The sequence below is a fragment of the Pseudoduganella sp. R-31 genome (assembly GCF_049913235.1).
Classification (GTDB): Bacteria; Pseudomonadota; Gammaproteobacteria; order Burkholderiales; family Burkholderiaceae_D; genus Rugamonas.
In genome coordinates this window covers 2,198,896-2,223,890 of record NZ_CP183986.1, presented here as the reverse complement: position 1 = coordinate 2,223,890, position 24,995 = coordinate 2,198,896, and the positions used below count along the sequence as shown (strand labels likewise).

At 63.7% G+C, this 24,995-nt stretch carries 26 protein-coding genes; 17 read left to right on the top strand and 9 right to left on the bottom strand.

The genetic code is table 11. The features are described 5' to 3' along the window. The first annotated feature begins 113 nt into the window (after positions 1–113). Positions 114–929 (top strand): HDOD domain-containing protein, encoded by an 816-nt coding sequence (locus ACN9MY_RS10145; protein ID WP_426170341.1) that lies wholly within the window; start codon positions 114–116, stop codon positions 927–929. 162 nt (positions 930–1,091) lie between these two features. Then, a complete protein-coding gene (locus ACN9MY_RS10140) occupies positions 1,092–1,358 on the top strand; it encodes a flagellar protein FliT (protein ID WP_426170339.1) in 267 nt (88 codons plus the stop codon). A 331-nt stretch (positions 1,359–1,689) separates the two neighbouring features. On the opposite strand, the gene ACN9MY_RS10135 is transcribed toward ACN9MY_RS10140, so the two are convergent. Further along, a complete protein-coding gene (locus ACN9MY_RS10135) occupies positions 1,690–2,898 on the bottom strand; it encodes a type IV pilus assembly protein FimV (RefSeq protein WP_426170338.1) in 1,209 nt (402 codons plus the stop codon). Positions 2,899–3,023: 125 nt separating this feature from the next. Here ACN9MY_RS10135 and fumC point away from each other — a divergent pair, with 125 nt between their 5' ends. The 3 genes from fumC to ACN9MY_RS10120 are packed head-to-tail and all read left to right on the top strand — an operon-like array spanning position 3,024 to position 5,018. Then, positions 3,024–4,421 (top strand): class II fumarate hydratase, encoded by a 1,398-nt coding sequence (gene fumC, locus ACN9MY_RS10130; protein WP_426337259.1) that lies wholly within the window; start codon positions 3,024–3,026, stop codon positions 4,419–4,421. A gap of 53 nt (positions 4,422–4,474) precedes the next feature. After that, entirely contained in the window at positions 4,475–4,705 is a 231-nt protein-coding gene (locus ACN9MY_RS10125; RefSeq protein WP_028100522.1) for an RNA-binding S4 domain-containing protein, read from the top strand. Between the two features lie 25 nt (positions 4,706–4,730). Next, the gene (locus ACN9MY_RS10120) at positions 4,731–5,018 is read left to right on the top strand and encodes a DUF883 family protein (protein WP_426322131.1); all 288 of its coding nucleotides are present in this window, start codon (positions 4,731–4,733) and stop codon (positions 5,016–5,018) included. Here ACN9MY_RS10120 and ACN9MY_RS10115 read toward each other — a convergent pair. The 8 genes from ACN9MY_RS10115 to ACN9MY_RS10080 form a co-directional block, all read right to left on the bottom strand. After that, a complete protein-coding gene (locus ACN9MY_RS10115) occupies positions 4,998–6,611 on the bottom strand; it encodes a DUF692 family multinuclear iron-containing protein (RefSeq protein ID WP_426337258.1) in 1,614 nt (537 codons plus the stop codon). The two genes, ACN9MY_RS10120 and ACN9MY_RS10115, sit on opposite strands and share 21 nt — an antisense overlap. Positions 6,612–6,614: 3 nt before the next feature. Next, complete coding sequence (locus tag ACN9MY_RS10110) at positions 6,615–6,881, bottom strand: DUF2282 domain-containing protein (protein WP_426337257.1); 267 nt, start codon at positions 6,879–6,881, stop codon at positions 6,615–6,617. A 116-nt stretch (positions 6,882–6,997) separates the two neighbouring features. Further along, complete coding sequence (locus ACN9MY_RS10105) at positions 6,998–7,198, bottom strand: YjfB family protein (protein ID WP_426170328.1); 201 nt, start codon at positions 7,196–7,198, stop codon at positions 6,998–7,000. 52 nt (positions 7,199–7,250) lie between these two features. Continuing rightward, positions 7,251–7,772: a molybdopterin-guanine dinucleotide biosynthesis protein B gene (mobB, locus tag ACN9MY_RS10100; protein WP_426337256.1), complete on the bottom strand. Its 522-nt coding sequence runs from the start codon at positions 7,770–7,772 to the stop codon at positions 7,251–7,253. Then, complete coding sequence (locus ACN9MY_RS10095; protein ID WP_426337255.1) at positions 7,769–8,641, bottom strand: general secretion pathway protein GspB; 873 nt, start codon at positions 8,639–8,641, stop codon at positions 7,769–7,771. Before ACN9MY_RS10095 ends, mobB begins: the two co-directional genes overlap by 4 nt. A 1-nt stretch (position 8,642) precedes the next feature. Continuing rightward, entirely contained in the window at positions 8,643–10,313 is a 1,671-nt protein-coding gene (locus ACN9MY_RS10090) for an AAA family ATPase (protein ID WP_426337254.1), read from the bottom strand. A 9-nt stretch (positions 10,314–10,322) separates the two neighbouring features. Then, positions 10,323–10,799, bottom strand: coding sequence for a hypothetical protein (locus ACN9MY_RS10085; protein WP_426170322.1), 477 nt, complete (start codon positions 10,797–10,799; stop codon positions 10,323–10,325). A gap of 3 nt (positions 10,800–10,802) precedes the next feature. Next, positions 10,803–10,988, bottom strand: a complete 186-nt coding sequence (locus ACN9MY_RS10080; RefSeq protein WP_057261510.1) for a hypothetical protein — start codon at positions 10,986–10,988, stop codon at positions 10,803–10,805. Between the two features lie 193 nt (positions 10,989–11,181). Between ACN9MY_RS10080 and ACN9MY_RS10075 the strand changes: the two genes are divergently transcribed. The 12 genes from ACN9MY_RS10075 to ACN9MY_RS10020 all read left to right on the top strand — a co-directional run bounded on the left by ACN9MY_RS10075 (position 11,182) and on the right by ACN9MY_RS10020 (position 24,846). Beyond that, complete coding sequence (locus ACN9MY_RS10075; protein ID WP_426322120.1) at positions 11,182–12,546, top strand: GIN domain-containing protein; 1,365 nt, start codon at positions 11,182–11,184, stop codon at positions 12,544–12,546. Between the two features lie 283 nt (positions 12,547–12,829). Further along, positions 12,830–13,699 carry a BadF/BadG/BcrA/BcrD ATPase family protein gene (locus ACN9MY_RS10070; protein ID WP_426170319.1) on the top strand — a complete coding sequence of 290 codons (870 nt, stop codon included), beginning with the start codon at positions 12,830–12,832 and terminating at the stop codon, positions 13,697–13,699. Between the two features lie 60 nt (positions 13,700–13,759). Continuing rightward, a complete protein-coding gene (locus tag ACN9MY_RS10065; protein WP_426172167.1) occupies positions 13,760–14,437 on the top strand; it encodes a GntR family transcriptional regulator in 678 nt (225 codons plus the stop codon). Further along, positions 14,434–15,546: an N-acetylglucosamine-6-phosphate deacetylase gene (nagA, locus tag ACN9MY_RS10060; protein WP_426322118.1), complete on the top strand. Its 1,113-nt coding sequence runs from the start codon at positions 14,434–14,436 to the stop codon at positions 15,544–15,546. Before ACN9MY_RS10065 ends, nagA begins: the two co-directional genes overlap by 4 nt. Beyond that, positions 15,536–16,549 carry an SIS domain-containing protein gene (locus ACN9MY_RS10055; protein ID WP_426170316.1) on the top strand — a complete coding sequence of 338 codons (1,014 nt, stop codon included), beginning with the start codon at positions 15,536–15,538 and terminating at the stop codon, positions 16,547–16,549. Before nagA ends, ACN9MY_RS10055 begins: the two co-directional genes overlap by 11 nt. Before the next feature lie 17 nt (positions 16,550–16,566). After that, positions 16,567–17,931 (top strand): ABC transporter substrate-binding protein, encoded by a 1,365-nt coding sequence (locus ACN9MY_RS10050; protein WP_426337253.1) that lies wholly within the window; start codon positions 16,567–16,569, stop codon positions 17,929–17,931. Then, positions 17,928–18,767, top strand: a complete 840-nt coding sequence (locus ACN9MY_RS10045) for a carbohydrate ABC transporter permease (RefSeq protein ID WP_426337252.1) — start codon at positions 17,928–17,930, stop codon at positions 18,765–18,767. The genes ACN9MY_RS10050 and ACN9MY_RS10045 overlap by 4 nt, the downstream gene beginning before the upstream one ends. Beyond that, positions 18,764–19,567 (top strand): carbohydrate ABC transporter permease, encoded by an 804-nt coding sequence (locus ACN9MY_RS10040; RefSeq protein ID WP_426337251.1) that lies wholly within the window; start codon positions 18,764–18,766, stop codon positions 19,565–19,567. The genes ACN9MY_RS10045 and ACN9MY_RS10040 overlap by 4 nt, the downstream gene beginning before the upstream one ends. Continuing rightward, positions 19,564–21,051, top strand: a complete 1,488-nt coding sequence (locus ACN9MY_RS10035) for a glycoside hydrolase family 3 N-terminal domain-containing protein (protein WP_426337250.1) — start codon at positions 19,564–19,566, stop codon at positions 21,049–21,051. Before ACN9MY_RS10040 ends, ACN9MY_RS10035 begins: the two co-directional genes overlap by 4 nt. Before the next feature lie 16 nt (positions 21,052–21,067). Beyond that, positions 21,068–22,357, top strand: coding sequence for an MFS transporter (locus ACN9MY_RS10030; RefSeq protein ID WP_426337249.1), 1,290 nt, complete (start codon positions 21,068–21,070; stop codon positions 22,355–22,357). A 3-nt stretch (positions 22,358–22,360) separates the two neighbouring features. Further along, a complete protein-coding gene (locus ACN9MY_RS10025; RefSeq protein ID WP_426337248.1) occupies positions 22,361–23,458 on the top strand; it encodes an ABC transporter ATP-binding protein in 1,098 nt (365 codons plus the stop codon). A gap of 95 nt (positions 23,459–23,553) precedes the next feature. Further along, positions 23,554–24,846: a tetratricopeptide repeat protein gene (locus ACN9MY_RS10020; protein ID WP_426170306.1), complete on the top strand. Its 1,293-nt coding sequence runs from the start codon at positions 23,554–23,556 to the stop codon at positions 24,844–24,846. Positions 24,847–24,995: the final 149 nt, after the last annotated feature.

Genomic DNA, 24,995 nt, shown 5'->3' with positions numbered 1-24,995 from the left:
AGCTGGGAATGCTGTGCAGCGCGGCCAACGAATGTTAAAAACTTGCTGCACTCCCCTCTGGAATCGCTATATAGTTTCACCCACAGCAACGCCGAATTTAGAGGAGATTTTTCATGAAGCTCGAAGCACTGTTCCAGAATCCAACTGCGTTGCCAACCGCCCCGAAGGTTGTTGACGAATTGATCAGCAGCTTCGACAAGGCCAGCGTCTCCACCGAGGAAATTGCAAAGAAGCTGTCGGCCGACCCCGTGCTGAGCGCCAAACTGCTGCGCCTGGCGAATTCCGCCTACTACCATGTGTCGCGTTCGATTGGCACCGTTGAAGATGCCATCCTGATGCTGGGCTTTGTCACCGTGCGCACGCTGGTGATCAGCTCCGGCCTGGTGAGCGGCTTCAAGACCGTTCCCGGCATGGATTTGCGCCAGTTCTGGCGCTACAGCCTGCGCACCGCCGTGGGCGCCAAGTTCATCGCCAAGGCTTGCAAGCAAAACACCGACCTCGCCTTCACCATTGGCATGATGCATGCGATCGGCCAGCTGGTAATCCATGCCGGCATGTCCGAGCAAGCGCAGGCACTCGACAAAGTGGCAAGCCCGCTGGACGAGCGCCGCCTGGAAATTGAAAAGAACGCGCTGGGCTACACCTATGCCGACGTGGGCGCCGAACTGGCCAACCGCTGGAAATTCCCGCCAACCTTTGGCGAGACCATTGCCGCCATCCCTAATCCCGGCGAGAACGAACTGGCTGCAGTGATTCACCTGGCGGCCTGGCGTGCCCGCGTCGACGAGAACAAACTGTCCCCGGACGCAATCGCGGCCTGCTACCCGACCGAAGTTGCCGAAAGCCTGGGCCTGGAAGAGAACGCGCTGATTGACCAGATGCCATCGCTGGACGAGCTGAGCGCCGGCCTGGATGAGTTGATCAGCTAATCGATTTCGCTTGATGTCTGCCGTTGTGACCCTTGGGATGGGGGCGCAACGGCATTTTTTTGGAATTTTCTCAAATATTTTTCAGAAAGACCCTAAAGTTCCTTCCGAGCCTGACGTTAATCCTGACATGCGGTACTCCGCGCACAGAATCCAAGGCTCAAAATGTCCTCGACCCAAATTCTCGCTACCTACGAAAAAATTGCCGGTTTGACCAGCCAGATGGTGGGCGCCGCGCAAGCCAGCGACTGGGATTCGCTCGACAGCATGGAAAACCAGTGCGCTGCGGCTTCGGTAGCCCTGATGGGCGGTGCCGCTCCCCTGCAGGGTGACGCCCGCAAGCGCAAGATCGAACTGCTGAAGCAGATCATGGCCAACGACCGCACCATCCGCGAAGTGACCGATCCTTGGCAGAGTCGCCTGAACGGCTAAGTCGGCCTGCCCCTCAATAAAAGCGCCTCCGGGCGCTTTTTTGTTTTAAAGGGACGTACCCTTTAAAACAAAAGGCGCCCACTTGGGGCGCCCTGGAATTCGGAGGGGCGAGCACCAGGTATCTCCTGGCGTCGCCTCAGCGCCGGTTGCACCCGGCGTTCATATCGCCTCAGTCGGCTATGAACTGCTTCCAGACGGGGTCGTTTCTTCAACGTCGCTCTGCGGTTCGCGTCACGCTATCGGTGGTGACTGCGGCAGAACCCGGTCCGTGTGAGCCCAGTATAACGCAGGTAAAAAAATCTTGTCCAGCACTGGAATGCAACGGTAGTTACTAGTGTGCAGCAACCTCCACTGCGTCCTCCAGCGTTGGCACGTCATCCTCCGCGCCCCCTTTCTTGCGGAAGGATTGCCAGATCTTCAGCGGGCCTTTCGCCTGGCGCTTGCGCAGGAAGTAGATCAGGCCGCCGAGCGCCGCCAACCCCGCCAGCACACCACCGGCGATCATGGCCAGCCGGCTGCGCGGGTTGGCCGCGAGATCTGCTGCAACGCCGGGCTTGACAGGAGTGGCGCCCGGCTTGGCTGGCGTCGCGCCTGGCTTGTTCGGGGCAACGGCTGGCTTGGCAGGCGCGGCTTCGGGTTTCAACTCGACTGTTCGCGCAGGCGCAGCGGCAGCAGGCGCCACCATGGCGGTTTGCAGGCGATGCACCTTGCCTTCGATATCGGCCAGCTTGCTTGTCATGGCTTCACATTGACGGAGCTGGGCTTCCACCTGCTGCGCAGGGGCGCAAGACTGTGCGGGCGCGGAAGCCGCCGGCGCAGCGGGAACGGCTGTGGGCAGCTGTGCCGGTTTGGAGGTTGGCTGGCGGACAGGCGCCGTCGTCCCGGACCCAGGGCCTGGCCCCGCCTTCGGGCCGGTGACCAGTGCAGCTTGCGGCGCAGGGTTGGCACTTCGCTCCTGTGCCTTCGCCAAGGCGACCTGCTGGCGGTGGGCAAAGGCACGCTGGGCGGCTTCATTCAATCCCGCCTCGCCGTTGTCTCCCGATGTGGGAGGGGCTGCGGCCGGCTTGCTTGCTGCAACGGCCATAGGCAGCGGCTCCGCCGCCGGCATCGCGGCCACAGCCGCAGCGCGCTGGCCCGAAGGTTCCGGCGTCAGCCAGAGCGAAGCGGCTCGGATGATCTGCCGCCCTCCACTATTCAACTCCAGGAAAAGATGCAAGGCCTCGGCATTCACTGGCTGCAGCGTGGTCAGGTGCAGGAAGCGCTTGTTGTCGCGCTTGGCAATCGAGATATACAGGCCGCCCAGCGCAGGCGGCATGGCCACATTGGCGCCCTTGAACACGTCCGGATTGGCGAGCCGAGCCTGGATGTCGGCCAAGTCGGCCGCCGTCAGGTCGACCAATTCGATGTCCGCCGAAAGCTGCTGGCCAATGTGGGAATTGACCTTTATTTCGCCCAGCTCGGCCGCCCGCAGCGAACCGCACAGGGCAGCAGCGCAGACCGGCAGCGCAAAGGCGCGAATGATCAATCGTTTGCTTAACATGGAGGACAGGCCTATTACTTCAATGTACTCATTAACGGCAGAATATCCCGATTTTGTAGGCCTCGGCAGAGTAAGCAGCATTGGCGTTAGAATCCAGTCATCACTTTCCAACGAGGGAGCCGCACATGAACAGCAGAACCGAGCGCGACAGCTTTGGCCCGATTGAAGTTCCAGCCAGCCAGTTGTGGGGTGCGCAGACCCAGCGCTCGCTCGAGCACTTCCGCATTTCCAGCGAACGCATGCCGGCCGAACTGATCGCCGCCCTCGCCAGCGTGAAGCGCGCGGCGGCCAAGGTGAACGTCGACCTCGGGGTGCTCGATAGCGTCAAAGCCAAGGCCATCATGGAGGCCGCCGATGAAGTCCTGGATGGGAAGCATCCGGGCGAGTTCCCGCTGGCCGTGTGGCAAACCGGCTCGGGCACCCAGTCCAATATGAATATGAACGAGATGCTGGCCAACCGCGGCTCCGAGCTGATGGGAGGCGAGCGCGGCGAAGGGCGCAAGCTGCACCCGAACGATGACGTCAACAAGGGGCAGTCGTCGAACGACATCTTCCCCACCGCAATGCATGTGGCGGCGGCGCAGGCAGTCGCGAACAATGTGCTGCCAGCCCTGCGCCAGCTGCGCGCCACCTTGCAGGCGAAGGCGCAGGCGTTCGAGGGCATCGTCAAGATCGGCCGCACGCACCTGCAGGATGCAACACCGCTCACCCTTGGCCAGGAGTTTTCCGGCTACGTCGCCCAACTGGACTATGCGGAGAGAGCCATCGAAGCCACCCTCCCCGCCGTGCTGGAACTGGCAGCCGGCGGCACCGCGGTGGGCACGGGACTGAATTCGCACCCCGAGTACGCCAGCCGTATCGCAGCCGAACTGGCGAGCCGCCTGAAACTCCCCTTCCGCACCGCCGACAACAAGTTCGCCGCACTGGCCGGGCATGACGCCCTGGTATCGGCTCACGGCGCGCTGAAAACCCTGGCCACGGCACTCATGAAGCTGGCCAATGACGTGCGCTGGATGGCTTCCGGCCCGCGCTCCGGCCTCGGTGAAATCAGCATCCCCGAGAATGAGCCGGGCAGCTCGATCATGCCGGGCAAGGTCAACCCCACCCAAAGCGAAGCACTGACCATGCTGTGCTGCCAGGTGTTCGGCAACGACGTGGCCATTACCGTTGGCGGCTCGTCCGGCAATTTCGAGCTGAACGTCTTCAAGCCGCTGATCGCCCACAACTTCCTGCAAAGCGCCCGCCTGCTGGCCGATGGCATGCGCAGCTTCGACGAGCATTGCGCACACGGTATCGAGCCGAACCTGGGCCGCATCGAAGAACTGATGGAACGGTCGCTGATGCTGGTCACCGCCCTGGCCCCGCATATCGGTTATGATCGCGCCGCGCAAATCGCGAAGAAGGCGCAGCACGAGGGCACGACCTTGAAAGAAGCCGCACTGGCCCTTGGTTTTGTGAACGAAAGCCAGTTCAACGAGTGGATTGTTCCACTGGAGATGACCAAGCCAGGCGGCAAGGGTTAATGCCAGGTGGGAATACAACACCTCCGCGCCAACCCAACAGAAAGAGGATTAAAATGCAGAAAGTAGATTTCGAATTGACAGGCGAGTACATCGAGCTGAACCAGCTCCTGAAAGTGGTCGGCCTGTGCGACAGCGGCGGCGCCGGCAAGCAGATCGTGGCTAGCGGCGACGTCAAGGTCGACGGCAAACAGGAGTTGCGCAAGACGGCGAAGATCCGGGCGGGCCAGAAGGTGCGCCTGGGCGACGTGCAGATCGACGTTCATGCCGAGGGCAGTGCGGCCTGATTGATCCGCGCGGAGGGTTAGCTCCATGGATGGTCCCGACGAGAAGCAAGTGCAGTCCCAGGAACAACTGATCGGCGACCTGCGGCAGGTCATCGAGAATGCCGAGGAGCTGCTCAAGAATACCGATCATTACACCAGCGTGCTGTACCAGTCGGCGCGCGCCAAGCTCGCCCAGGCTTTGCTGGCCGCCAACGAGGAACTGGAACGGTGTGAAGACGCGCAGCTCCTGCGCATGATCGAGGCGACCCACCGCGCCAACCTGCTGCACCGGGACTTGTCCGGCGAAGACAAGTTAATGCGGGCGTTTAACTAGGATTTGCTGCTGCAGCCATTGCTGGAGGCTGGCGGCAACGTCGAAGTTCTCATCCAGCGCAAAGGCGGCGTCGAGCGCGTCGCCGAATGCCTTCCCTTCTTTTAATGCCTGCAGCGCTGCGTATTGCGGCACTTGCAGCAGCGTGACCTGGGCTGTCCATTCGGGGCGGCTGAGCAGCGCGCGGCTTGGCTCGTCCATCTTCCGTGGGAATGGCATGCCCTGATGGGCCAGCCAGAGGGGCACGACTGCCCATTCCGATTCAAATAGCTTGGCGGTAGGCTGCCAGGGGAAGCTTTGGCCCTCCACCGTTTGCGGGTTGATGTCCTTCGCCTGCAGCGCGGGCTCGTGCCGCGCGTAATGGATGCGGTGCAGCTGCCATTCCAGGCACGCCATGTCTGGAAGGTAGGGCAAGTCCTTGACGTGCTCGAAGCTGCGCAGGAAGGGCTCGAAGTGTGCGCCGAAGCGGTTCAGGTCTCCACTGTCGGAAGGGTGGGCGCGGCCGTATTCGCGCGCCAGGGCGGCGAAGAATTCTGCGCCCACCAGTTGCGCAATCACAGGATAAGCGGCGGCCAGGGCCCTGGTCCAGGTCGAAGCCAGGTTGCCTCGGTACAGGCCGAAGCGTTCGCCGTGCCTGAGCTGTAGCGTGGCCTCGGCAGCAGGCGAGAACAAGGCGTCGGAAAATGCTTGCTGCTGCGCGGCCAAGGCGTCGCAGCCGACCGGCAGGCATTGCCCGCTCCGGCTCCCGGAGCCCCAGTCGACTTTCTCAGGAGGCGGGAAGTGTTCGGCAATCGCAGCTGCCTTGCCGGCCTCGCCAAGCAGGACTTCCAGGGGCGGGATATCGGTGTCCCATTCGATCAGCGTGGGGACGGCGCCGAAGCGGCTTAACGCTGCTTCGTACAGCCGCCAGACCGGATCGGCGACGACTGCGCCGTGATGGTCGACCACGGCATCGGGTGTGACGAGGTGTCCGGCGAGGTGGATTTCCCCGACTGTGCCGGGGGCGATCGCTTGCAGCGCCGCCATGGCGTCTTCGCCGTGGTTCAGCTGGTTGACGTAGAGGTTGTTCACGTCCAGCAGCAGGCCGCAACCGCTGCGGCGCGCGAGCGCAGCGAGGAATTCTGCTTCGCTCATTGCGTCGTCGGCGAAGCGCACGAAGCTGGAAACGTTTTCGAGCAGGATGGCGCGCCCAAGGGCGTCCTGCATGCGTCCTACCCGCTCCGCCATCAGGTCGAGCGCGGCGTGGTTCAGCGCCAGCGGCAGCAGGTCGTTGAGGTGGCGGTCGACAATGGCGCCCCAGCACAGGTGTTCGGAGACCAGCGCCGGTTCAATGCGCTGGGCGAGGCTCACGACACGCTCCAGGTGACCGGCACTGAATCCGCGTGCCGAACCGAGGCCCAGGCCTACGCCGTGCAGGCTGATCGCGTAGTCGCGCCTCAGTTCCTGCAATACGTGGAAGTCGCCGCCGGCCTGGTCGAGGTAGTTTTCAGTGTGAACTTCAAGCCAGGCGGCGCGTGGCCGCTGCTCGAGGAACTGGCGGTAGTGCGGTGCCCGCAATCCAATGCCTGCTCCCCGCGCCACCGCGTGTTGCGTCATTGATTATTTGGCTGGCGCAGCGGTCTTGCCGCCGGCTTTTTCGCAGGTGCCTTTGGCGACGAATTTCCATTCGCCTGCCATATTGTCGGTCTTGGCCTGGTTGGAGCAGCCATGGGTGCCGGTGGCGCAGTCGTTCTGGCCAGCCTTGGCGATGCCGTAGCACTTTTCTTTTTCCGCTGCTGGCTTGTCCTGGGCTGCGGAAGCAACGCTGCTGGTAGCGGCGCAGACGGTGGCCAGGGCGGCGGCGATCAGGGCTTGACGGTTTTTCATGCGGAGTCTCCTCTGTAGGTTTGCAGGTCTGCGATTAGACCATAAAAAAAACCCGCTGACACCGGTGCCGGTGCGGCGGGTTCGTTGCGGCCTGCGCGAGGTCTGGCGACCGGCGTTCAGGCGGTCGTGTTGATGTTCTGGCCGAGGTGGGATGGCAGGTTGGCGGCAGGCGTCGCTGGCGGAATCGCTTCGATCAGGGCCTGGGCGCTGGAGGCTTGCACGTCCATTGCTCTTTTTAACACGGCGTAACCAACCTCGGTACGATTGCTCGTATCGGCCATTGTTGTTGCCAGCTTTGCAATGCTCATCGCATCCATTTAAACCTCCCACTGATATCTATCCAGATTTACGGATGGGATTTGGCGAACTTTAGGTCTGACTCGCGATTTTTTTGATTAACCAGGCCAGAACGGTGTCGGGACGGTTCAGGTCGAGCCATTGCAGGCGGGGCGGCAGGCCTTCCGGGGCGGGCTGGTCGGAGGCGACGGCGACAATCGTATGGTCGTCGAGGTAACGCGGCGGCTGGCCGGCGATGGCGCGGTAAACTTCCAGCTTGTCGATTTGCCATGCATGGAAGCCTTCCACCAGGGTCAGGTCGGCGGGCTGCAGGCGGGCCAGTTGCTCGTCGGCGCCGGGTTCTTCGGCTCCACGCAGTTCATGGATGATGGCGAAACGATAAGGCGAGGCGATCATCACCTCGGCGGCGCCGGCATGGCGGAAACGGGCGCTGTCTTTCCTTGGCGGCTCAAGCTCGAAGTCATGGTGGCTATGCTTGATGACGTTGACTTTCCATCCGCGCGCGGCCAGCTCGGTGATCAGGTACTCGATCAGGGTGGTCTTGCCGCTGCCCGAGGGGCCGGTGACGCCGACGACGTTCTGCTTGCTGCTCATAGCGGTACCCGGTAGCGGTAGCCGCGGAAGCTGAAGATGGCTTGCTTGGGCTGGAGTTTGTCCAGGATCAGGCCGGGGGCCACTTCCTCGCCCTCCCTGCGCAGCACTTTGTCGATCAGGAGCAGGCGATCGGCGGGATTTTTCGAATACATGTAGCCACCAAGGGTGATCTGGGGGATGGCGCGCTGGATTGGTTCAGGGAGCTCGCGCAGGGATTGCACCTGTTCTTCTGCCGGCGCTGGCGCCGGGACTGCAGCCTGCGGTTGCGCTGCGACCGGGACCGCCTGCGTCACGTCTGCACCGCGGGCCGCGTTTCCGGCTTGCTTCTGGGCGGGCAACCGGGGAGCCTCCGCGGCGCGGGCTGCGGGTGGCGCAGCGGCGACGTGGGCGTCGGCAGCACGCTGGTTGGCCGCTGGCTGGCCGGGAGCTTGCTGTGCAGGAGGCGCTTCTCCTGGGCGTGCTGGCGCCTGGCTTGCGGTGACCGCTGCGGCCGGCGCTGCCGGGGCGGCGCCGGCAACGGTGACTGCAGGAGCTGCCGGTGCGCTGTGGGCGTTGCCGCCCGGGCCGGAAGCCGTGGCCACAGGCGTGGCGCTGCCGTTGGCGGCCGCTGGACCCGCGGCCGGAGCGGCGGCAACCGGCGCGCTTGCGGCGGGCTGCTGGCTCGCGGCTGGCTGCTGGCGCACCAGCATCGTCGCGAGGCCGGCGATGGCGGCTGCCATCAGGGCCATGGCCACGATCACCGGCGTACGCCTGCTGCGCGCCCCCTGCCCGGCCGGCACGCTGGCCAGCGTGGGTGCGTGGATGGTCGGGGTGCTGCCGATCTGGCGTTCGGCCTGCGCTTTTTTGAGTGCTTCGAGAATATAGGACATGTTAATTACCCGCCTTGGCCAACAGGTGCGGCTCGGTCTCCCGGCCCGGCTGCGACAGGCGGATGAAAGTTCGCGGTCCCGCCACGCCGTCGGCCTTCAAACCCTGGGCAAGCTGGAACTCGCGCAAGTATCGCAAAGTTTCGCCGGCTAGTGGCAGGTTCTCGCGCGGTTTCTTGACCCCGTTTATTTGTGCCAGGCGGCGGGCCAGCCAGTCGACGTCCGGGCCTTTATCGCCTTCGCTGACTTCCTCGCGCCAGGAGCGCGGCGCGCGCCAGAAGGTGGTGAAGGTGCCGTCGAAGCGGGCGTCCAGGGCGTCGAGCGAGACCGTTTCGCTGCCGCGCGCTCCAACCAGCGTGGCGCTCTTGCCGTCGATGGCCGTCAGCAGGACATTGCGCGGCAGCGAATCGCCGTCGCGCAGTTTGATGATGGCGGGGCGGTCGAGATTGCGGATTTCTTCGAGGCCGCCCTTGCCTTGCATGCAGCGCAGGTTGTGCCGGGAAGCTTCGGCGCAGCCTTCGCCTTCCGACAATGCCACTTCCCACTTCGCCGCCAGTTGTCCCAGGGCGGCATCCATCGTCAGCCAGCTTGGCGCGACGAGGGTCGCTGGCGATGCAGCCCCTTGCGGCGCCGTGGCAGCGGCCGAAGCGGAACTTGCGGCGGAGGCCTGCGTCACGCGGCCAGCCGCCTGAGAGGCACGGGCAGCAGCCTGCGCGGCAGCGGGTGCACGCGGCGCGGCGGCGGCCCCCGTAGCGGACGGCGAGCGCACCGACGGCATCAGCTGCCAGGCCGCGGCGGCTGTCAGCGCAGCCCCCGCCAAGACTCCGGCTGCAGCCACGCGCCACGCCCGCGCCCCGACTGGAGCGCTCTCGCCTGCAAACACTTCCTGCGCCGCGCGGCGCAGGATGACGGCATTGACCTGCGCACGATTTTCAACGTAGGCGCCAAGCAAAGCCCGGTCGCACAAGAGGTTGATCCGGCGCGGCACGCCTTTGCTCAATTGGTGGATGCGCCGCAGCAGGCCACGCGGGAACAGCTCCACCGCCCCGGCGCCAGCCACCGCCAGCCGGTGCTGGATATAGCTGCCTACTTCCGCCTCGGACAATGGCCCCAGGTGATAGCGCGCGATCACGCGCTGCGCCAGTTGCTCGAGCTCGGGGCGCGCCAGCATCTGGCGCAGTTCCGGCTGGCCGATCAGGATAATCTGCAGCAGCTTGCGCTCGCTCGTTTCCAGGTTGGTCAGGAGGCGCAACTGCTCCAGCACGTCGGCCGACAGGTTTTGCGCCTCGTCGATCACCAGCACATTATTCAGGCCCGCCGCATGCGACTCCAGCAGGTAGCTGTTGACCGCATCCACATAGGACTTGACGCTCGCCCCTTCCGGCGCCACGCCGAATTCATCGCACACCGACTGCAGCAGTTCTTCCACCGTCAGCTTGGGATTGAAGATATAGGCCAGGCGGCAGTCGGCCGGAATCTGTTCGATGAAGCAGCGGCACACCGTGGTCTTGCCGGCGCCGATCTCGCCGGTCAGCAGCACGAAGCCGCCGCCGCTGCCCACGCCATACAGGAGGTGCGCCAGCGCCTCGCGGTGCCGTTCGCTCATGAACAGGTATCGCGGGTCGGGGGCAATCGAAAACGGCTGCTGTCTGAGGTTGAAGTATTGCGTGTACATGGTGGGCGCTTAGCGCAGCGCGGGCGGCAGTTGCTTGAATTTGGCGCAGTATATCTTGGAGCGCGTATTGAAATAGACGATGCGGCTGCCCGGCTTGGACTCCCGCACCGGGTAGCGCGAAGTGTCGATTTTCGCATAGGCCTGGCCGTCCTGGCGAAGGATGGCCTTTTCGAGCTCCTCCGGCGTGGTGTCGGTCACGGCGCCGACAAAGCTGTAGGGGAAGCTCTCGTCGCTGATCATCACTTCCAGCACGGGAAAGCCCCACAGGATCGCGTCATTGGTACGGAACCAGTAGGCTCCGCCCTCGCGCTTGTAAGGCCGCCCGAAATACTGGCTGAGGTAGTCGAAATAATAACGGTTGGAGGTCTGGTCGCGGCACAGCAGGCCATTGCCAAGCACGTCGCCGAAGTGGGAAGGCGGCGCTGCCTGCGTCGCCTGGCTGGCGGCGAGCACGCCTGCCGCCGTGAGGAAGCGCAATCGACGCATCAGTTACAACTTCTGGAACCAGGCGCGGTTGGCACTGATCTTGGCCTTGGCCGAGGGAGGCAACGCTTCATAGCAGCCAGGGTATTGCTTCAGGGAACCCTCGCGGACTTCCTTTTGCAAACCATTGATCAGGAACACGTATACCGTTCCACCCTGGTCGGTCTTTTTGGTTCCCAAGTACTTGATCATAAGTGTCTCTCCTGACGAGCATTATGACATTTCAAGGCGAAATCACAACTTTTTGCCCGGTACCGTGTGCATTTCAGTATCGGAAAAATGCAGTTGGCTCCTCGTTTTTGCGCGTCTGTCTTTTTCCGGCCCGGCGGCGACGCCGATTCGCCTATCGTTGCAGCATCACCAATCCTGAACAGTGACAATCAAAATGAATAAGCTGATCACCTACGGCGCCGCTGCTTCCCTGATCGCGCTGGGCGTTACGGCCTTGCACGCGAGCCCTCCGGAAAGCGAAAAGAAGGCCGATGCCACGCCGACCCGGGAAAACCGCCCGGTGACGGCTTTTTCGCGCATCGAGGTGGACGGCCCCTACAAGGTGCTGATCAATGCCCAAGGCGAGCCTGCGGTGGAAGTCAGCGGGCCGAAACGCCAGGTCGAACAGCTGGAAACCGTGGTCCAGGGCGATACCCTGCACGTCCGGCCTTTGCGCCGCCACCACTGGGTGTTCAGCTTCGGCAAACAGCGCGAACCGGTGATCGTTAAAATCAGCGCCAAGGGCCTGAAAGCCTTGAGCAACAGCGGCAGCGGCGACGTGGAACTAGAACGCGTGGACAGCACTGAACTGAAGCTGATCTCCACCGGCCCGGGCGACGTCAGCGCTTCCGGCACCGCCACCGAATTGACCGTCAAGGCCAGCGGCAGCGGCGACATGCACCTGCACCGTATGCGGGCCACCAACGTCAACCTGGTCATGAGCGGCCCTGGCGACGTCAGTGCGCCGGCGATTACCGGCGACCTGAATGCCGTGCTGTCCGGCTCCGGCGACCTGGAAGCGGGCGACGTGCGCGCCAATAAAGTGAACGCAGCGATGAGCGGCCCCGGCTCGGTCGAACTGCGCGGCAGCAGCCGCGACCTGCGCGTCGAGATTTCCGGCTCGGGCGACCTGGAAGCGTGCGGCATGCAGGTCGAAAACGTCAGCGCCATGCTGAATGGGCCGGGCAGCGCTTGCCTGAGCGGCCAGATCAGGAAGTTCGACGCCGAAGTGCACGGTTCCGGCGACCTGGAAGCGCGCGGCCTGCAAACCCAGAATACGCGCGTCAGCCTGAGCGGCCCCGGCGGCATGAATCTGTCCGGCAGCAGCGAGACCCTGAGCGCGGACGTCAGCGGTTCCGGCGACCTCGATGCCAAGCAGCTCCGGGTAGCCAAGGCAATTGCGCGCAGCAAGGGCCCCGGCAATATCTACCTGAGCAAGGTAAGCGATTCGCTGGATGCCGACGTGCGCGGCTCGGGCGACCTGAAGGCCGAACCGGAGTGCAAGGACGTCAAGGTCACGATGAGCGGCCCTGGCGGCGTGCAGCTGCGCGGCTGGACTGGCACGCTTAACGCGCAGCTCACCGGCTCGGGCAGCCTTGATGCACGCGACATGCTGGCCAAGCAGGCAGAAGTCAATGTACGCGGTCCAGGCAACGCCACGGTTAATGTGGAAGGCAAGGTCGCAGCCCAGGGCCAGCAATTGATTTCCGACAAACAGCGTGTGCTGACGGTCGACCGTCGTGGCGCCCACGCCGAATGATTGACGAAATCGCTGCTGACGCCTGAGGCGCCGGCAGCGATTAGCTTTTCTCCCGAGCCCGGCCAGCGTGCCGGGCTTTTTTTCGTCCATATTGCAACTTTGGCACCACAGTCCATACCAAAGTGCATACCATTAGCGACAGCACAATTTCAATTACAAATCAAAGACTTGTGATTGCAAATCCGAGTTTAGCTGCAGACCTAAACAATACCAGTTAAATACCTGTTGACAAGCTGGTGTGCTCCTCATATAGTCGCCACAGTTCTTTTCATCCCTTGAAAAAATGATCGAATTCCTGATAGGCGTCGATGGCGGCGGCAGCGGCACACGGGTGCGCCTGGCGCGGGCCGACGGACAGTTGCTGGGCGAAGGCCAAGCCGGTCCATCTGCCCTGCTGCACGGCATTAAGAATGCATGGGCTGCCGTTGAAGAAGCCGTGGGGCGCGCCTTCGAAGCGGCCGGCGTGACGCAACCGGCGCGCGAACACATTGCGATCGGGCTGGGGCTGGCCGGCGTGCACAACAAGCAGTGGGCCGCCAATTTCGTGGCCGCCAATCCCGGTTTTGCCGCGGTGGCGCTGGAAACCGATGCGTTTACCACGGTGCTCGGTGCTCACGAAGGCCAGCCGGGCGCCATCATCGCCCTGGGCACCGGCAGCGTGGGCGAAATCCTGCATGCCGATGGCGCGCGCCATGAAGTGGGCGGCTGGGGCTTCCCTTCCGGCGACGAAGCCGGCGGCGCATGGATCGGCATGAAGGCGATCAACCATGTGCAGCAAGTGGTCGACGGCCGGGTCCGGGGCAGCGCCTTCTCGCAGGCGGTGGCCGAGGCGTGCGGAGGCAGCCGCGACCGCATCCAGGTCTGGCTGGCAAATGCCAACCAGACCGCCTTTGCGCAACTGGCTCGCATCGTGCTGCAATTTGGGGAAAGCGATGCGACCGCGCGCGGCATCCTGTCCGAAGCTGGCCAGCAGGTGGCGCTGATCGCCCATGGCCTGGACCCGAGCGGCACCTTGCCTATCGCCCTGTGCGGCGGCCTCGGTGAGCCGCTGCGCGCTTTCCTGCCGCCTGCCCTGCTGCAGCGGATTGTTCCCCCCAGGGGCGATTCGGCCGCGGGTGGCCTGCGCCTGATCCAACAACATTTGAAGGAGTAGCCCGTGCTATCCCAGTTGAGCGATTTCCGGCCTGACGCCGACAGCGACACCCCTCTGTACATGCAGTTGGCAAACAAGCTGTCCGATGGCATAGCAAGCGGCGACTGGCGCGCCAACGAGGCGCTGCCTTCCGAACGCGTGCTGTCGGAAATACTCAATATCTCGCGGGTGACCGCGCGCAAGGCGATCGACATGCTGTGCGCGCGCGGCATGCTGACGCGCCGCCGCGGTTCCGGGACCTACATCACGCCCAAGCTGGAACAGCCGCTGTCGCGCCTGACCAGCTTTTCGGAAGAGCTGCGCCAGCGCGGCTTTACTGCCGGCTCGCGCTGGCTGCAGCGCGAGATCGGCGTGGCGGCGCCGCTGGAACTGCTGTCGCTCGGCCTGTCGCCCAACATGCCGGTGGCGCGCCTGAAGCGCCTGCGCACGGCCGACGACGTGGTGATGGCGATCGAGACCTCGACCATTCCGGCCATGTACATGCCCGATCCCGGCACGGTGCACGGCTCGCTGTATGGCTACCTGGAAGCCAGCGGCAATGTACCGATGCGCGCGCTGCAGCACATCCGCGCCATCAATGCCAATGCCGAGCAGGCGCGCCTGGCCAATATCGCGCCCGGCACCGCCATGCTGCACATTACGCGCGTGAGCTACCTGGAAAGCGGCGCAGCGGTAGAACTTACCCACTCCTACTGCCGGAGTGACTATTATGAATTTGTAGCGGAGTCGCGTCGATGAACCAGGCAATCAAAGGCAATATCCTGACACCGTCCGGCTGGCTGAACGGAACGATTTCCTTCGGCGAGCGGATCGAGGACGTCGCGGGCAGCAGCACCGACCCGGCAGCGAACGGCGACGACTATATCCTGCCCGGCTTTATCGACCTGCACGTGCACGGCGGCGCCGGCAAGGACGTGATGGAGGGCGGCGATGCGGTGCACGCCATTGCGGCAATCCACGCGCGCCACGGCACCACCTCCATGCTGGCCACCACCATGACGGCCCCGCCGGAAGACATCGACGTGGCGCTGGCCGCCATCGGCAAGGCCGTGCGCCAGCGCGGCAAGGGCGAAGCGCGCGTGCTGGGGGCTCACCTGGAAGGCCCTTATATCAATAGCGGCAAGCTCGGGGCGCAGCCAAATTTTGCGCGCGCCGCCACCATTGAAGAAGTCCATCGACTGGAAACGCTGGCGCCGATGCGCGTGATCACCGTGGCGCCTGAAATCTCGGGCCACCTGGAACTGGTACGCGACCTGGCCAACCACGGCGTGCGGGTCCAGATCGGCCATACGCTGGGCTCCTATGAGGAAGGCGTGGCGGCGCTGGACCACGGCGCCACCGGCTTCACTCATTTGTTCAACGCGATGAGCGGCCTGCACCACCGCGAGCCCGGCATGGTCGGCGCCGCGCTGGCGCACGCCGAATTCGCCGAACTGATTCCCGATCTCCTGCACGTGCATCCGGGCGCAATCAAGGGCGCGCTGCGCGCCATCCCGCGCCTGTATTGCGTGACCGATTCCACGGCTGCCACCGGCATGCCGGACGGCGAATACATGCTGGGCCGCCACATCGTCCATAAATGCATGGGCGGCGTGCGCCTGCCCGACGGCACCCTGGCCGGCTCCACGCTGACACTGGACCAGGCGCTGCGCAACCTGGTCGGGCTTGGCCTCGACCTGGCCGACGCCTCCAAACGAGTTTCCACCCATGCAGCCGACTACCTCGGCCTGCAGGACCGCGGCCGCCTGGCACGCGGCGCGTATGCCGACCTGGTCGTGATGGACCGGGACTTGAAACTGAAAGCCGTTTATATCGAAGGAGAACGTTGTGACCTCAATGATGCTTAAAGAAGCCCTGTCTGCCGCCGACTGCGTGGAACAGCAGCTGGCGAACGACACCGACCGCTACGCGGAACTGGGCCGCAAACTGAGGAGCACGCCGTTCAACTCCGCGCTGACGGTGGCGCGCGGCAGCTCGGACCATGCCTGCAACTACATCGCCTACCTGATCATGTCGCGCCTGGGGCGGGTGGTCGCTTCGCTGCCAATGTCCCTGGTGACGCTGCACAAATCGCCGCTGATCACGCGCGATACGCTGGTGGTGTCGGTCTCGCAATCCGGCCAGAGCCCGGACGTGGTAGAACCAATCCGCTATTTCCGCGACGGCGGCGCGACCACCGTAGCACTGGTCAACGACGCTGAATCGCCGCTGGCGCACAGCGCCGAATGGGCCATGCCGCTGCGCGCTGGCAAGGAGCAGAGCGTGGCCGCCACCAAGAGCTTCATCACGTCCCTCGTCGCCGGCGCGCGCCTCGTTGCGCACTGGCAGAACGACCCGGACCTGCTGGAAGGCCTGGCGGCCCTGCCGGATGCACTGCGCGCAGCCTGCAATGTGGACTGGTCGCCGGCCATTGAAGTCCTGGCCCCGGCCCGCAACATCATGGTGGTCGGGCGCGGCATCAGCTTCCCGGTCGCCCTGGAGGCTTCGCTGAAATTCAAGGAGACCTCGGCCCTGCAGGCGGAAGCCTTCTCCGGCGCGGAAATCAAGCACGGCCCGATGGCGCTGATCGAGGAAGGCTATCCTCTGCTGATCTTCGCAACGCGCGGCCCGACCCAGGCTGGCTTGCTGGCACTGGCGGAAGAAATGCGCGGCCGCGGCGCGCGCGTGCTGCTGGCGGCGCCGGAGGACGTGGCAACGCGCGACCTGACCTTGCCGGTTGCGGCCACGCCGGATCTCGACCCGATTGTTGCGATCCAGGCCTTCTACGTGATGGCGGCCAAGCTGTCCGCAGCGCGCGGCCTGGACCCGGATCGTCCGCGCCACCTGAACAAAGTCACCAAGACCCACTGATTTGCGCGCGGCCATCAATGAAGAACAGACTCCTGCTTGCTGCATTGATGGCCGTTGCCGGCGCCGCATTCGCCGCGCCGGTGCAGCATATCGAGTTCTGGACCTTCAGCATGAAGCCGCGCTTCACGCCCTACTTCGAGGACGTGGTACAGCGCTATGAGGCCGCAAATCCCGGCGTCAAGCTCGAATGGGTCGACTTCCCCTGGGACATCATCCAGACCAAGCTGGTCACGCGCATCGTGGCGGGCAAGCCGCCGGCGCTGGTCAACCTGAACGTGCCGTGGGCCGAGGAGTTCGCGCGTGACGGGCTGCTGACGCCAGTCGATCCGCTGCTGGGCGCCGATCGCGCACGCTATCTGCAAAGCGCCTTGCGCGATCTTTCGTTCTCGGGCAAGACTTACGGCTTCCCGATGTACAGCAATGTCGCGGTGATCGCCTATAACCGCGAGATCTTCCGCGCCGCCGGCATTCCACACGCGCCGCGCAATCTCGATGAACAGCTCGCGTTCGCGCGCCAGATCGCCCAGCGTACCGGCAAGGCCGGCCTGTGCCCAGCCCTTTCAAAGGTTGATGGCCTGATGCTGCAGCAAGGCCTTCCGGTACTGGCTGGCGGACGGGCGGTATTCAACACGCCTGCGCACGTCGCCTTTGTCGCCAAGCTGGCCGAGACCTATCGCGCTGGAGGCCTGCTGAAGGATGGCTTGTTTGCCGAGGATAACTTCCCGCCTGCGGTGGAGGCCTATAAGAGCGGACGCCTGGGAATGCTGCTGGCGCCGCCGACGGCGTTGAAGCGCATCCAGGCCGATGCGCGCGAAGTCTACGCCATCACCGATGTGGCGCCTGCCCCGCTGGGGCCGACCGGGATTGCCGACGGCGGTTGGCTGATCCACTTTGGCGTGCCGGCCCGGGTGCCGGCGGCGGACTTGCCTGGCATCGGCAAGTTCGCCCGCTTCCTCACCAGCGATGCGAACCAGCTTGAATTCGCGCGCCAGGCCAGCGTGTTTCCAGCCTCGGCGCAGGCTGCCAATGATCCCTTCTTCACCGCCGTGCCGCCGAATGCTGGGGCAGCGGAAAAAGCCGTTGCCGCCGGCGCCGTATCGATGCCCTATTCCCGCACGATGTACGTGGCCGGCATCGAAGACTACGACGAACTGCGGCGCGCGCTGGTGAAGGCCGTCGAAGCCGGCGTCACCGGCCGCCAGGATATCCAGCAAGCGCTCAACGCCGCGGTCGCCATCTGGAACCGCAAGCTTGCGTTAATAAAGTCGGGGTCAGGTCTGGCAATCGGACACGGGCTCAACCGTAGGCCCTGCCTACGGTTGAGCCCGTGTCCGATTGCCAGACCTGACCCCGACTTGTTAGCTGTAAGGGACGGACAATGAAGCGCTCGTTGGCTGCCTGGCTGTTTCTCGCACCGGCATTGGTGCTGCTGGCCGTCTTTGCGTTCTGGCCGGTGCTTTTCGGCTCCGTGCTGGCGTTCACCGACTTCTCGCTGGTGCGGCCGACGCATTGGGTCGGCTTGGACAACTTCCGCTACATCTTCAATAACGAGATGTTCGTCACCGGCCTGAAGAACTCGCTGGTTTTCCTGCTGATCGTGCCCTGCGTGCAGCTCGGCGCCATTACGTTGGCTGTGCTGGTGAACAACCAGCTCCCGGGCGTCAAGATGTTCCGCGCCGCGTATTACGTGCCTGTGGTGACGACTGTCTCGGTGGTCGGCATCATGTGGGGTTTCATGTTCCACGAACAGGGCGCGCTGAATTACATCCTCGGCATCCGCATCGGCTGGCTGCAGGACGATACTTTTGCGCTGGCCGCGATCATGTTCGTCACGTTGTGGCGCGGCCTTGGCTGGTATATGGTGATGTACCTGGCCGCGCTGCAATCGGTGCCACAGGAAATGCAGGAGGCGGCGATTCTCGACGGCGCCTCGCGCTGGCAGCGCTTCTGGCATATCACGGTACCAATGCTGCGCCCGACCATCATGGTCTGCACCATCCTTTCCGTGCTGGGCGCGCTGAAGGCCTACCAGGAAGTGGACGTCCTGACCCAGGGCGGGCCGATGAATTCCACCTTCACCGCCCTGTACTACGCCTACGACCAGGGACTCAAGCACCTGAAGCTGCCGCGCGCCCTGGCGGCAAGCTTCATCGTTTCCCTGATCTGCATCGGCATCGCCTTGCTTTGCCTGCGCTACCTGAAGCCAAAGCACCGATGAAAAAGACCGCACAATACCTGCTGCTGGCCGCCATCGCGCTGCTGTGCATCTTTCCGTTCTGGTGGACGCTGGTCACGGCGCTGTCCACGGAAGGCAATGTCTTCTCCTACCAGCCGACTTTCTGGCCCAGGCAGCCGTCGCTGGAGAACTTCGCCGAGGTATTCCGCGTCATCCCGATCTGGTCCTTCCTGAAGAACTCGATCCTGATCACGGCCTGCACCGTGCTGTGGAAACTCGTGCTGTGCTCCATGGCTGCCTACCCGCTGGCGCGCCTGCACTTCAGGGGCAAGAAGCTGGTATTCGGCCTGATCGTCGCGACCATGGTGCTGCCGTCCGAAGTCAACTTCCTGGTCAATTTCATCACTGTGACGGAACTGGGGCTGGTCGACACCTACTCGGGCGTGATCCTGCCTAACGTGGTGAATGCGGTCGCGATCCTGCTGCTGAAACAGGCTTTCGAGGAAGTCCCGCAAGACCTGGTCGATGCTGCCCGCGTCGACGGCGCCTCGGAATGGACTATCTTCAGCAAGATCATGCTGCCGCTGATCGCCCCGTGGCTGGCGACAGTCGGCATCCTGACCGCCGTCGAAGCATGGAACGAATACATCTGGCCATCGATCGTCATGAGCAAGCCGGACGAATTCCCGCTGTCGGTGGGCGTGCTGTATTTGCGCGGCACCTTCGGCAGCAGCACGCGCGTGATCGCGGCGGGTACCATCATCACCATAGTGCCGACACTGGCGGCATTCCTTTTCACCCAACGTTACTTCATGCGCGGCATGGACGGAGCAGTCAAATGAGCACACAAGAACTACGAAAAATCGCGGGACAACTGATCATGATCCGCTTTCCCGGCACGGTGCTGGACCAGGCGACTGCCGATTTCATCCGCGCGAACGGCATCCGCGGCGTGTGCCTGTTCCGCGGGAACATGACCGACTCCGTGCAACTGGCCAGGCTGACCGCCGACCTGCGCGACGCCATGGGCCCGAACGCGCTGATCGCCATCGACCAGGAAGGCGGCGCTGTGGTGCGTTCGACCTGGGTGCCGGCGCCGCCTGCGGCAATGGGCCTGGGCGCGGCCGACGATGCCGATCTGGCCTACCGCACCGGCGCTGCCGTGGCGCGCGCCGCCAAGTCGCTCGGCTTCAACTGGAATTTCGCGCCCGTGCTGGACTTGAACAACAATCCGGACAATCCTGTGATCGCCGAGCGCTCCTTCGGTGCCGAGCCGAAACGCGCGGTGGAACTGGCCATGGCCTGGATGGCCGGCAGCCATGCCGAAGGCGTCGCCTGCTGCGTCAAGCATTTCCCCGGCCACGGCGACACCCACGTCGATTCGCACCGCGACCTGCCGACCGTCGACAAGGCATTGCCGGAACTGGACCTGCTGGAGCTGGCGCCATTTCGCGCCGCCGCCCCGGTGGCGCCGGCCATGATGACCGCCCACATCGTCTACCCTGCCATCGATCCGGATAATCCCGCCACCATGTCGCCGGCCATCCTGGACGGCATCCTGCGCAAGCAATGGAACTACAAGGGCATTATCATCACCGACGGCATGGACATGCACGCCATCGCCGGCCGCTACGGCGTGGGCAACGCCGCCGTGCGCGCCTTGCTGGCCGGGGCCGACATGGTGATGGCGCTTGGCACCACCGAAACCCAGAACGAAACCCTGGACGCCATCGCGGCTGCGCTGGCCGATGGTTCCCTGTCGCAGTCTGCTGTCGACGAACGCCTGGCGCGCCTTAACGCGCTGGCGCAAGCCTATCCTTGCCAGCAGCGCTCCTATAAGGAAGATGCCGCGGACCGCGTGATCATGGCCGAAGGCTGGCGTCGCGCATTGACAGCACGCGGCAATCCGCAACGTCCCGCGCCGGGCAGCAAACTGCGCCTGGTGGTACGGCAGGATGTGGTCAGCGATGGCGTTTCCGAAGCCGGCGTACCGGCAGCCACCGTGGCCGCTTCGCTGGGCAAGCTGTACGACGTGGACCTGGTCACCTTCGCCGACGCCAACACCTTTGACTGGTCGGCGCTGCCGCAGGATGGCCGCTTCACCGTGCTGGCCTCCACATCGCGCCTGCGCTACGGCGACAACGCCCGCAACAACTGGAAGCCGGACCTGCACCTGGCGTTGTGGAACCCGTACCAGGCGCTGGACATCCAGTCCCCGGCCCTGATGACCTATGGCTTCGCCGCTCCCGCACTGGAAGCCGTCAACGCCTGGCTGTCGGGCGAACTTGAAGCCACCGGCCGCTGCCCGGTTCCCGGCTTTGCTTAAGGCTTAAGGAGAGAAGATGGACGCCGCACGCCACAACCCGCTGAAATGGATCCCCACGCTGTACCTGGCGCAGGGCCTGCCCTACTTCGCCATTGCGCTCGTCTTCGGCCAGATGATGAAGAGCATGAACATGTCGAACGCGGAAATCAGCCACTGGCTGGCCTTCCTCGGCGGCGCCTGGATCTTCAAACCCTTGTGGAGTCCATTCCTGGAACTGGCGTCCAGCAAAAAGCTGGTCGTGGTCAGCCTGCAGCTGTTCGGCGGCGTGGGCCTTGGCCTGGTGGCGCTCGCGCTGCAATTCCCGTTCTGGCTCAGCGCCAGCATCGGCGTGCTGTTCCTGGTGTCGATCGCCTCCGCTACCCATGATATTTCCTGTGACGGGCTGTACATCGCCAGCCTGAACAAGAAGGCACAGGCGCAATACGCCGGCTGGACCGGTACTTTCTTCAATGCCGGCCGATTCCTGGCACAAGGCGGCTTGCTGATGCTGGCTGGCTACCTGGAGAAGACCCAGGGCGTTACCGCCGCCTGGACCGTCATCTTCGGCATCCTCGGCCTGACGATGTGCGCATTGGGCACATATAACCTCTGGGCGCTGCCCCTCAGCCCCAACGCCCGCATGGACGACCATACCGTGGGCGGCGTGGCGCGCACCCTGGTGGAAGTGATTGCCGACTACTTCCGCAAACCGGGCATCTTGATTTCGATCCTGTTCATCATCTTGTTCCGTGCCGGCGAGGCGCAGGTGCAGACGATTGGCCCGCTGTTCCTGCGTGAAGCGCGCGAGGCGGGCGGCCTTGGCCTGAGCACTGCCGAAGTAGGCGCCGTCTACGGCACCAGCGGCACTATCGCCTTCATCATCGGCTCCATCGCCGGCGGCTATTTCACCTCCTGGCTGTCGCTGCGCCGCGCCATCCTGTTCCTCATCCTGGCGATGAACTTGCCGAACCTGGTTTTCTACTTCCTGTCGCACTCCCTGCCGACCGACCTGACCACGATCGGCGTCGCCCTCAGCGTGGAAATGTTCGGCTACGGTTTTGGCTTCGTCGGCGTCATCCTGTACATGATGCAAGTCGTAGCGCCGGGTAAGTACACCACGGCGCACTACGCCTTCTCTACCGGCGTGATGCAGGGGGGCTTTGTACTATTCCGCTGGATCAGCGGCGATATCCAGATGGCGCTGGGCTACAAGAACTTCTTCCTGTGGGTACTGGTGGCTGCCATCCCCGTCACCATCCTGTCGCAGTTCATTCCGATGGAGTCGCGCGAGCGATCCGGCGCCGACGCCGTGCCCGAGGCGGCCTGATTCATGGCATCGGTCTCGCTGCGCAATATCGCCAAGCGCTATGGCGACAATGACCCGGTCATCCAGGGCATAAACCTGGACATCGCGGACGGTGAATTCACCGTGTTTGTCGGCCCGTCCGGTTGCGGCAAGTCGACGCTGCTGCGCATGATCGCCGGGCTGGAAGAAATCAGCGGCGGCGAACTGCATATCGGCGGTCGGCTCGCCAACAGCGTGCCGCCGGCCCAGCGAGGACTGGCGATGGTGTTCCAGTCCTATGCGCTGTACCCGCACATGACGGTGTATGAAAACATGGCATTCGGCCTGAAGCTGGCCGGCACGCCCGCCGCCGAATTGCGCGCGGCAGTGGAACGCGCCGCCGCCACGCTGCAGATCGGCCACCTGCTCCATCGCAAGCCAAAGGAACTATCCGGCGGCCAGCGCCAGCGCGTGGCCATTGGCCGCGCCATCGTGCGCAAGCCGCAGCTGTTCCTGTTCGACGAACCGCTGTCCAACCTGGATGCCGGCCTGCGCGTACAAATGCGGCTGGAAATCGGCCGGCTGCACAAGGAACTGGGCACCACCACCATCTATGTGACGCACGACCAGGTGGAAGCAATGACGCTGGGCCAGCGCATCGTGGTGTTCAACGGCGGCAAGGTTGAACAGGCAGGCACGCCGCAGCAACTGTATAACAGCCCGGCCAACCTGTTCGTGGCCGGCTTCCTCGGCGCGCCGCGCATGAACTTCATCCCGGGCGAAGTGATGGCCGTGGGCGCCACGCACGTGGCGGTGCTGCTGCCGGGCGGCGCCATCGTCGAAGTGGCGGTCCTGCCCGGCGAGGTCGAGCGCGGCGCCAGCGTCACGCTTGGCGTGCGTCCGGAACACCTGCAATTGCGGGAAGAAGCTTACAATGCGGCCGCTGTCGCGATCAGCCATGTGGAGTATCTTGGCGATCAGTCAATCGTTTACGCGGCCTTGCCCGGCATGGCGGAGGCGCTGGCGGTGAAACTGGCACAGGATCATCCGCTGCCAGCTCCCGGCGCAACTGCCACGCTGTTCCTGCCGCCGGAGCGCTGCATGCTGTTTGCGGCCGATGGCACGGCTTTCGACCGGCCATAATAAATCGTTACAATTGGCTACTTCAGAAAACCGGTCCCATGACGAAATTATGGGAGAATAGACGTTTGCCTCAACCACAAGAAGGATCACATACCATGACCCAACATCGTTTCGCACGTATCGGCCTGCTGCTGGCAGCCATCGGCCTGGGCGCCGTCCCGGCGCTGGTCCAGACCGCACACGCGCAAGACAAACAGGCTGCCGCGGCTCCACAAGAGACGGTGCGCAAAGAGATGGTTAAATTCCTGGACAGCAAAATCCTGGCCCCTCTGCTGGATGCCAAAAAATATGGCGAAGTGAACGCCTTGCTGGACCAGGCAGATGCAATGCCGAACAAATCCTCCTACGAGCAGTATTTCATCAACCGCATGCGCCTGGCCACCGCCCTTGGCATGGGCGACAAGCCCAAGCTGATCGAAATGCTGGAGTACGTGCTGGCCTCGGGCCGCCTGGAGAAAGAAGAGAAGGCCAAGTTCACGCAAGCGCTGGCAGGCTACTACCAGGAACAGAAGAACTACCCCAAGACCATCGAAAACCTGCAGAAGTACGGCGAACTGTCCGGCGACCCGAAAGTGGCGCGCCAGATCATGGCGATCCGCTTCGAATCGGGCGATTACAAGGGCGTGCAGGCCGACCTGCTGAAGAAGCTGAACGACAGCATCAAGGCTAACCAGCCAATGACCCGCGAAGAGCTGCACATGCTGGCCGACGCCTCGCATCGCCTGAAGGACAAGGCTACCTACCTGACGGCGCTGGAAGGCCTGGTGCGCTGGCATCCACGTGACCGCTACTGGTCGGACATGCTGTACCGCACCCGCGGCAAGGAAAACTACTCCACCCGCTTCTCGGCTGACATCATTCGCCTGCAGAAAGTGGCCACCACCAAGATGGAAGAACAGGACTACGTGGAACTGGCCGAAGTCGACCAGCTCGAAGGCCAGTTCATCGAAGGCAAGGCCGCCCTGGATGCCGGCATCGCCAACGGTGCTGTGACCCAGAACGCCAAGATCAAGAAGCTGAAGGGCGAACTTGACAGGCAAGCCGCAGACGACATGAAGAACATCGCCTCCACCGAATCTTCGGCCCGCAAGGCCAAGAACGGCACCGGCATGGTCAACCTTGGTTACGCGTTCGTGACCATGGGCCAGTATGACAAGGGTATCCAGCTGATCCAGGACGGCATCGCCAAAGGCGGCCTGAAAAACGCGGAAGATGCCAAGCTGCGCCTGGGCTACTCCTACGCGATGGCCGGCAAGAAGGACGAAGCCATCAAGATCCTGGAAACCGTGCAAGGCGCCGATGGCCGTGCCGACCTGGCGCGCTACTGGATCCTGTGGGTCAACCGTCCATACCCAGCGACTGCTGGCGACGACGAGAAACAAGGCTAAGCAGGACGCCTGAACGTCTATGCAATACAACAAAGCGGGATTGGCTTTCGGGCTCTTCCCGCTTTTTTTCGCCTGCTACCCCCGATTCAATTGAATCACTCTTGCCGTTCACGAAATTCTAGGCTGTAATGGCGGTCCGCATCGTTACA

Coding starts and splice junctions, on each gene's coding strand:
- ACN9MY_RS10040 (WP_426337251.1), top strand. CDS start 18,764: ATGAAAAAGACCGCACAATACCTGCTGCTGGCCGCCATCGCGCTGCTG.
- ACN9MY_RS10055 (WP_426170316.1), top strand. CDS start 15,536: ATGATGCTTAAAGAAGCCCTGTCTGCCGCCGACTGCGTGGAACAGCAG.
- ACN9MY_RS10115 (WP_426337258.1), bottom strand. CDS start 6,611: ATGACGCAACACGCGGTGGCGCGGGGAGCAGGCATTGGATTGCGGGCA.
- ACN9MY_RS10105 (WP_426170328.1), bottom strand. CDS start 7,198: ATGGATGCGATGAGCATTGCAAAGCTGGCAACAACAATGGCCGATACG.
- ACN9MY_RS10045 (WP_426337252.1), top strand. CDS start 17,928: ATGAAGCGCTCGTTGGCTGCCTGGCTGTTTCTCGCACCGGCATTGGTG.
- ACN9MY_RS10075 (WP_426322120.1), top strand. CDS start 11,182: ATGAATAAGCTGATCACCTACGGCGCCGCTGCTTCCCTGATCGCGCTG.
- ACN9MY_RS10145 (WP_426170341.1), top strand. CDS start 114: ATGAAGCTCGAAGCACTGTTCCAGAATCCAACTGCGTTGCCAACCGCC.
- nagA (WP_426322118.1), top strand. CDS start 14,434: ATGAACCAGGCAATCAAAGGCAATATCCTGACACCGTCCGGCTGGCTG.
- ACN9MY_RS10070 (WP_426170319.1), top strand. CDS start 12,830: ATGATCGAATTCCTGATAGGCGTCGATGGCGGCGGCAGCGGCACACGG.
- ACN9MY_RS10020 (WP_426170306.1), top strand. CDS start 23,554: ATGACCCAACATCGTTTCGCACGTATCGGCCTGCTGCTGGCAGCCATC.
- ACN9MY_RS10080 (WP_057261510.1), bottom strand. CDS start 10,988: ATGATCAAGTACTTGGGAACCAAAAAGACCGACCAGGGTGGAACGGTA.
- ACN9MY_RS10110 (WP_426337257.1), bottom strand. CDS start 6,881: ATGAAAAACCGTCAAGCCCTGATCGCCGCCGCCCTGGCCACCGTCTGC.
- ACN9MY_RS10030 (WP_426337249.1), top strand. CDS start 21,068: ATGGACGCCGCACGCCACAACCCGCTGAAATGGATCCCCACGCTGTAC.
- ACN9MY_RS10065 (WP_426172167.1), top strand. CDS start 13,760: ATGCAGTTGGCAAACAAGCTGTCCGATGGCATAGCAAGCGGCGACTGG.
- ACN9MY_RS10135 (WP_426170338.1), bottom strand. CDS start 2,898: ATGTTAAGCAAACGATTGATCATTCGCGCCTTTGCGCTGCCGGTCTGC.
- ACN9MY_RS10120 (WP_426322131.1), top strand. CDS start 4,731: ATGGATGGTCCCGACGAGAAGCAAGTGCAGTCCCAGGAACAACTGATC.
- fumC (WP_426337259.1), top strand. CDS start 3,024: ATGAACAGCAGAACCGAGCGCGACAGCTTTGGCCCGATTGAAGTTCCA.
- ACN9MY_RS10090 (WP_426337254.1), bottom strand. CDS start 10,313: ATGTACACGCAATACTTCAACCTCAGACAGCAGCCGTTTTCGATTGCC.
- ACN9MY_RS10035 (WP_426337250.1), top strand. CDS start 19,564: ATGAGCACACAAGAACTACGAAAAATCGCGGGACAACTGATCATGATC.
- ACN9MY_RS10050 (WP_426337253.1), top strand. CDS start 16,567: ATGAAGAACAGACTCCTGCTTGCTGCATTGATGGCCGTTGCCGGCGCC.
- ACN9MY_RS10025 (WP_426337248.1), top strand. CDS start 22,361: ATGGCATCGGTCTCGCTGCGCAATATCGCCAAGCGCTATGGCGACAAT.
- mobB (WP_426337256.1), bottom strand. CDS start 7,772: ATGAGCAGCAAGCAGAACGTCGTCGGCGTCACCGGCCCCTCGGGCAGC.
- ACN9MY_RS10125 (WP_028100522.1), top strand. CDS start 4,475: ATGCAGAAAGTAGATTTCGAATTGACAGGCGAGTACATCGAGCTGAAC.
- ACN9MY_RS10095 (WP_426337255.1), bottom strand. CDS start 8,641: ATGTCCTATATTCTCGAAGCACTCAAAAAAGCGCAGGCCGAACGCCAG.
- ACN9MY_RS10085 (WP_426170322.1), bottom strand. CDS start 10,799: ATGCGTCGATTGCGCTTCCTCACGGCGGCAGGCGTGCTCGCCGCCAGC.
- ACN9MY_RS10140 (WP_426170339.1), top strand. CDS start 1,092: ATGTCCTCGACCCAAATTCTCGCTACCTACGAAAAAATTGCCGGTTTG.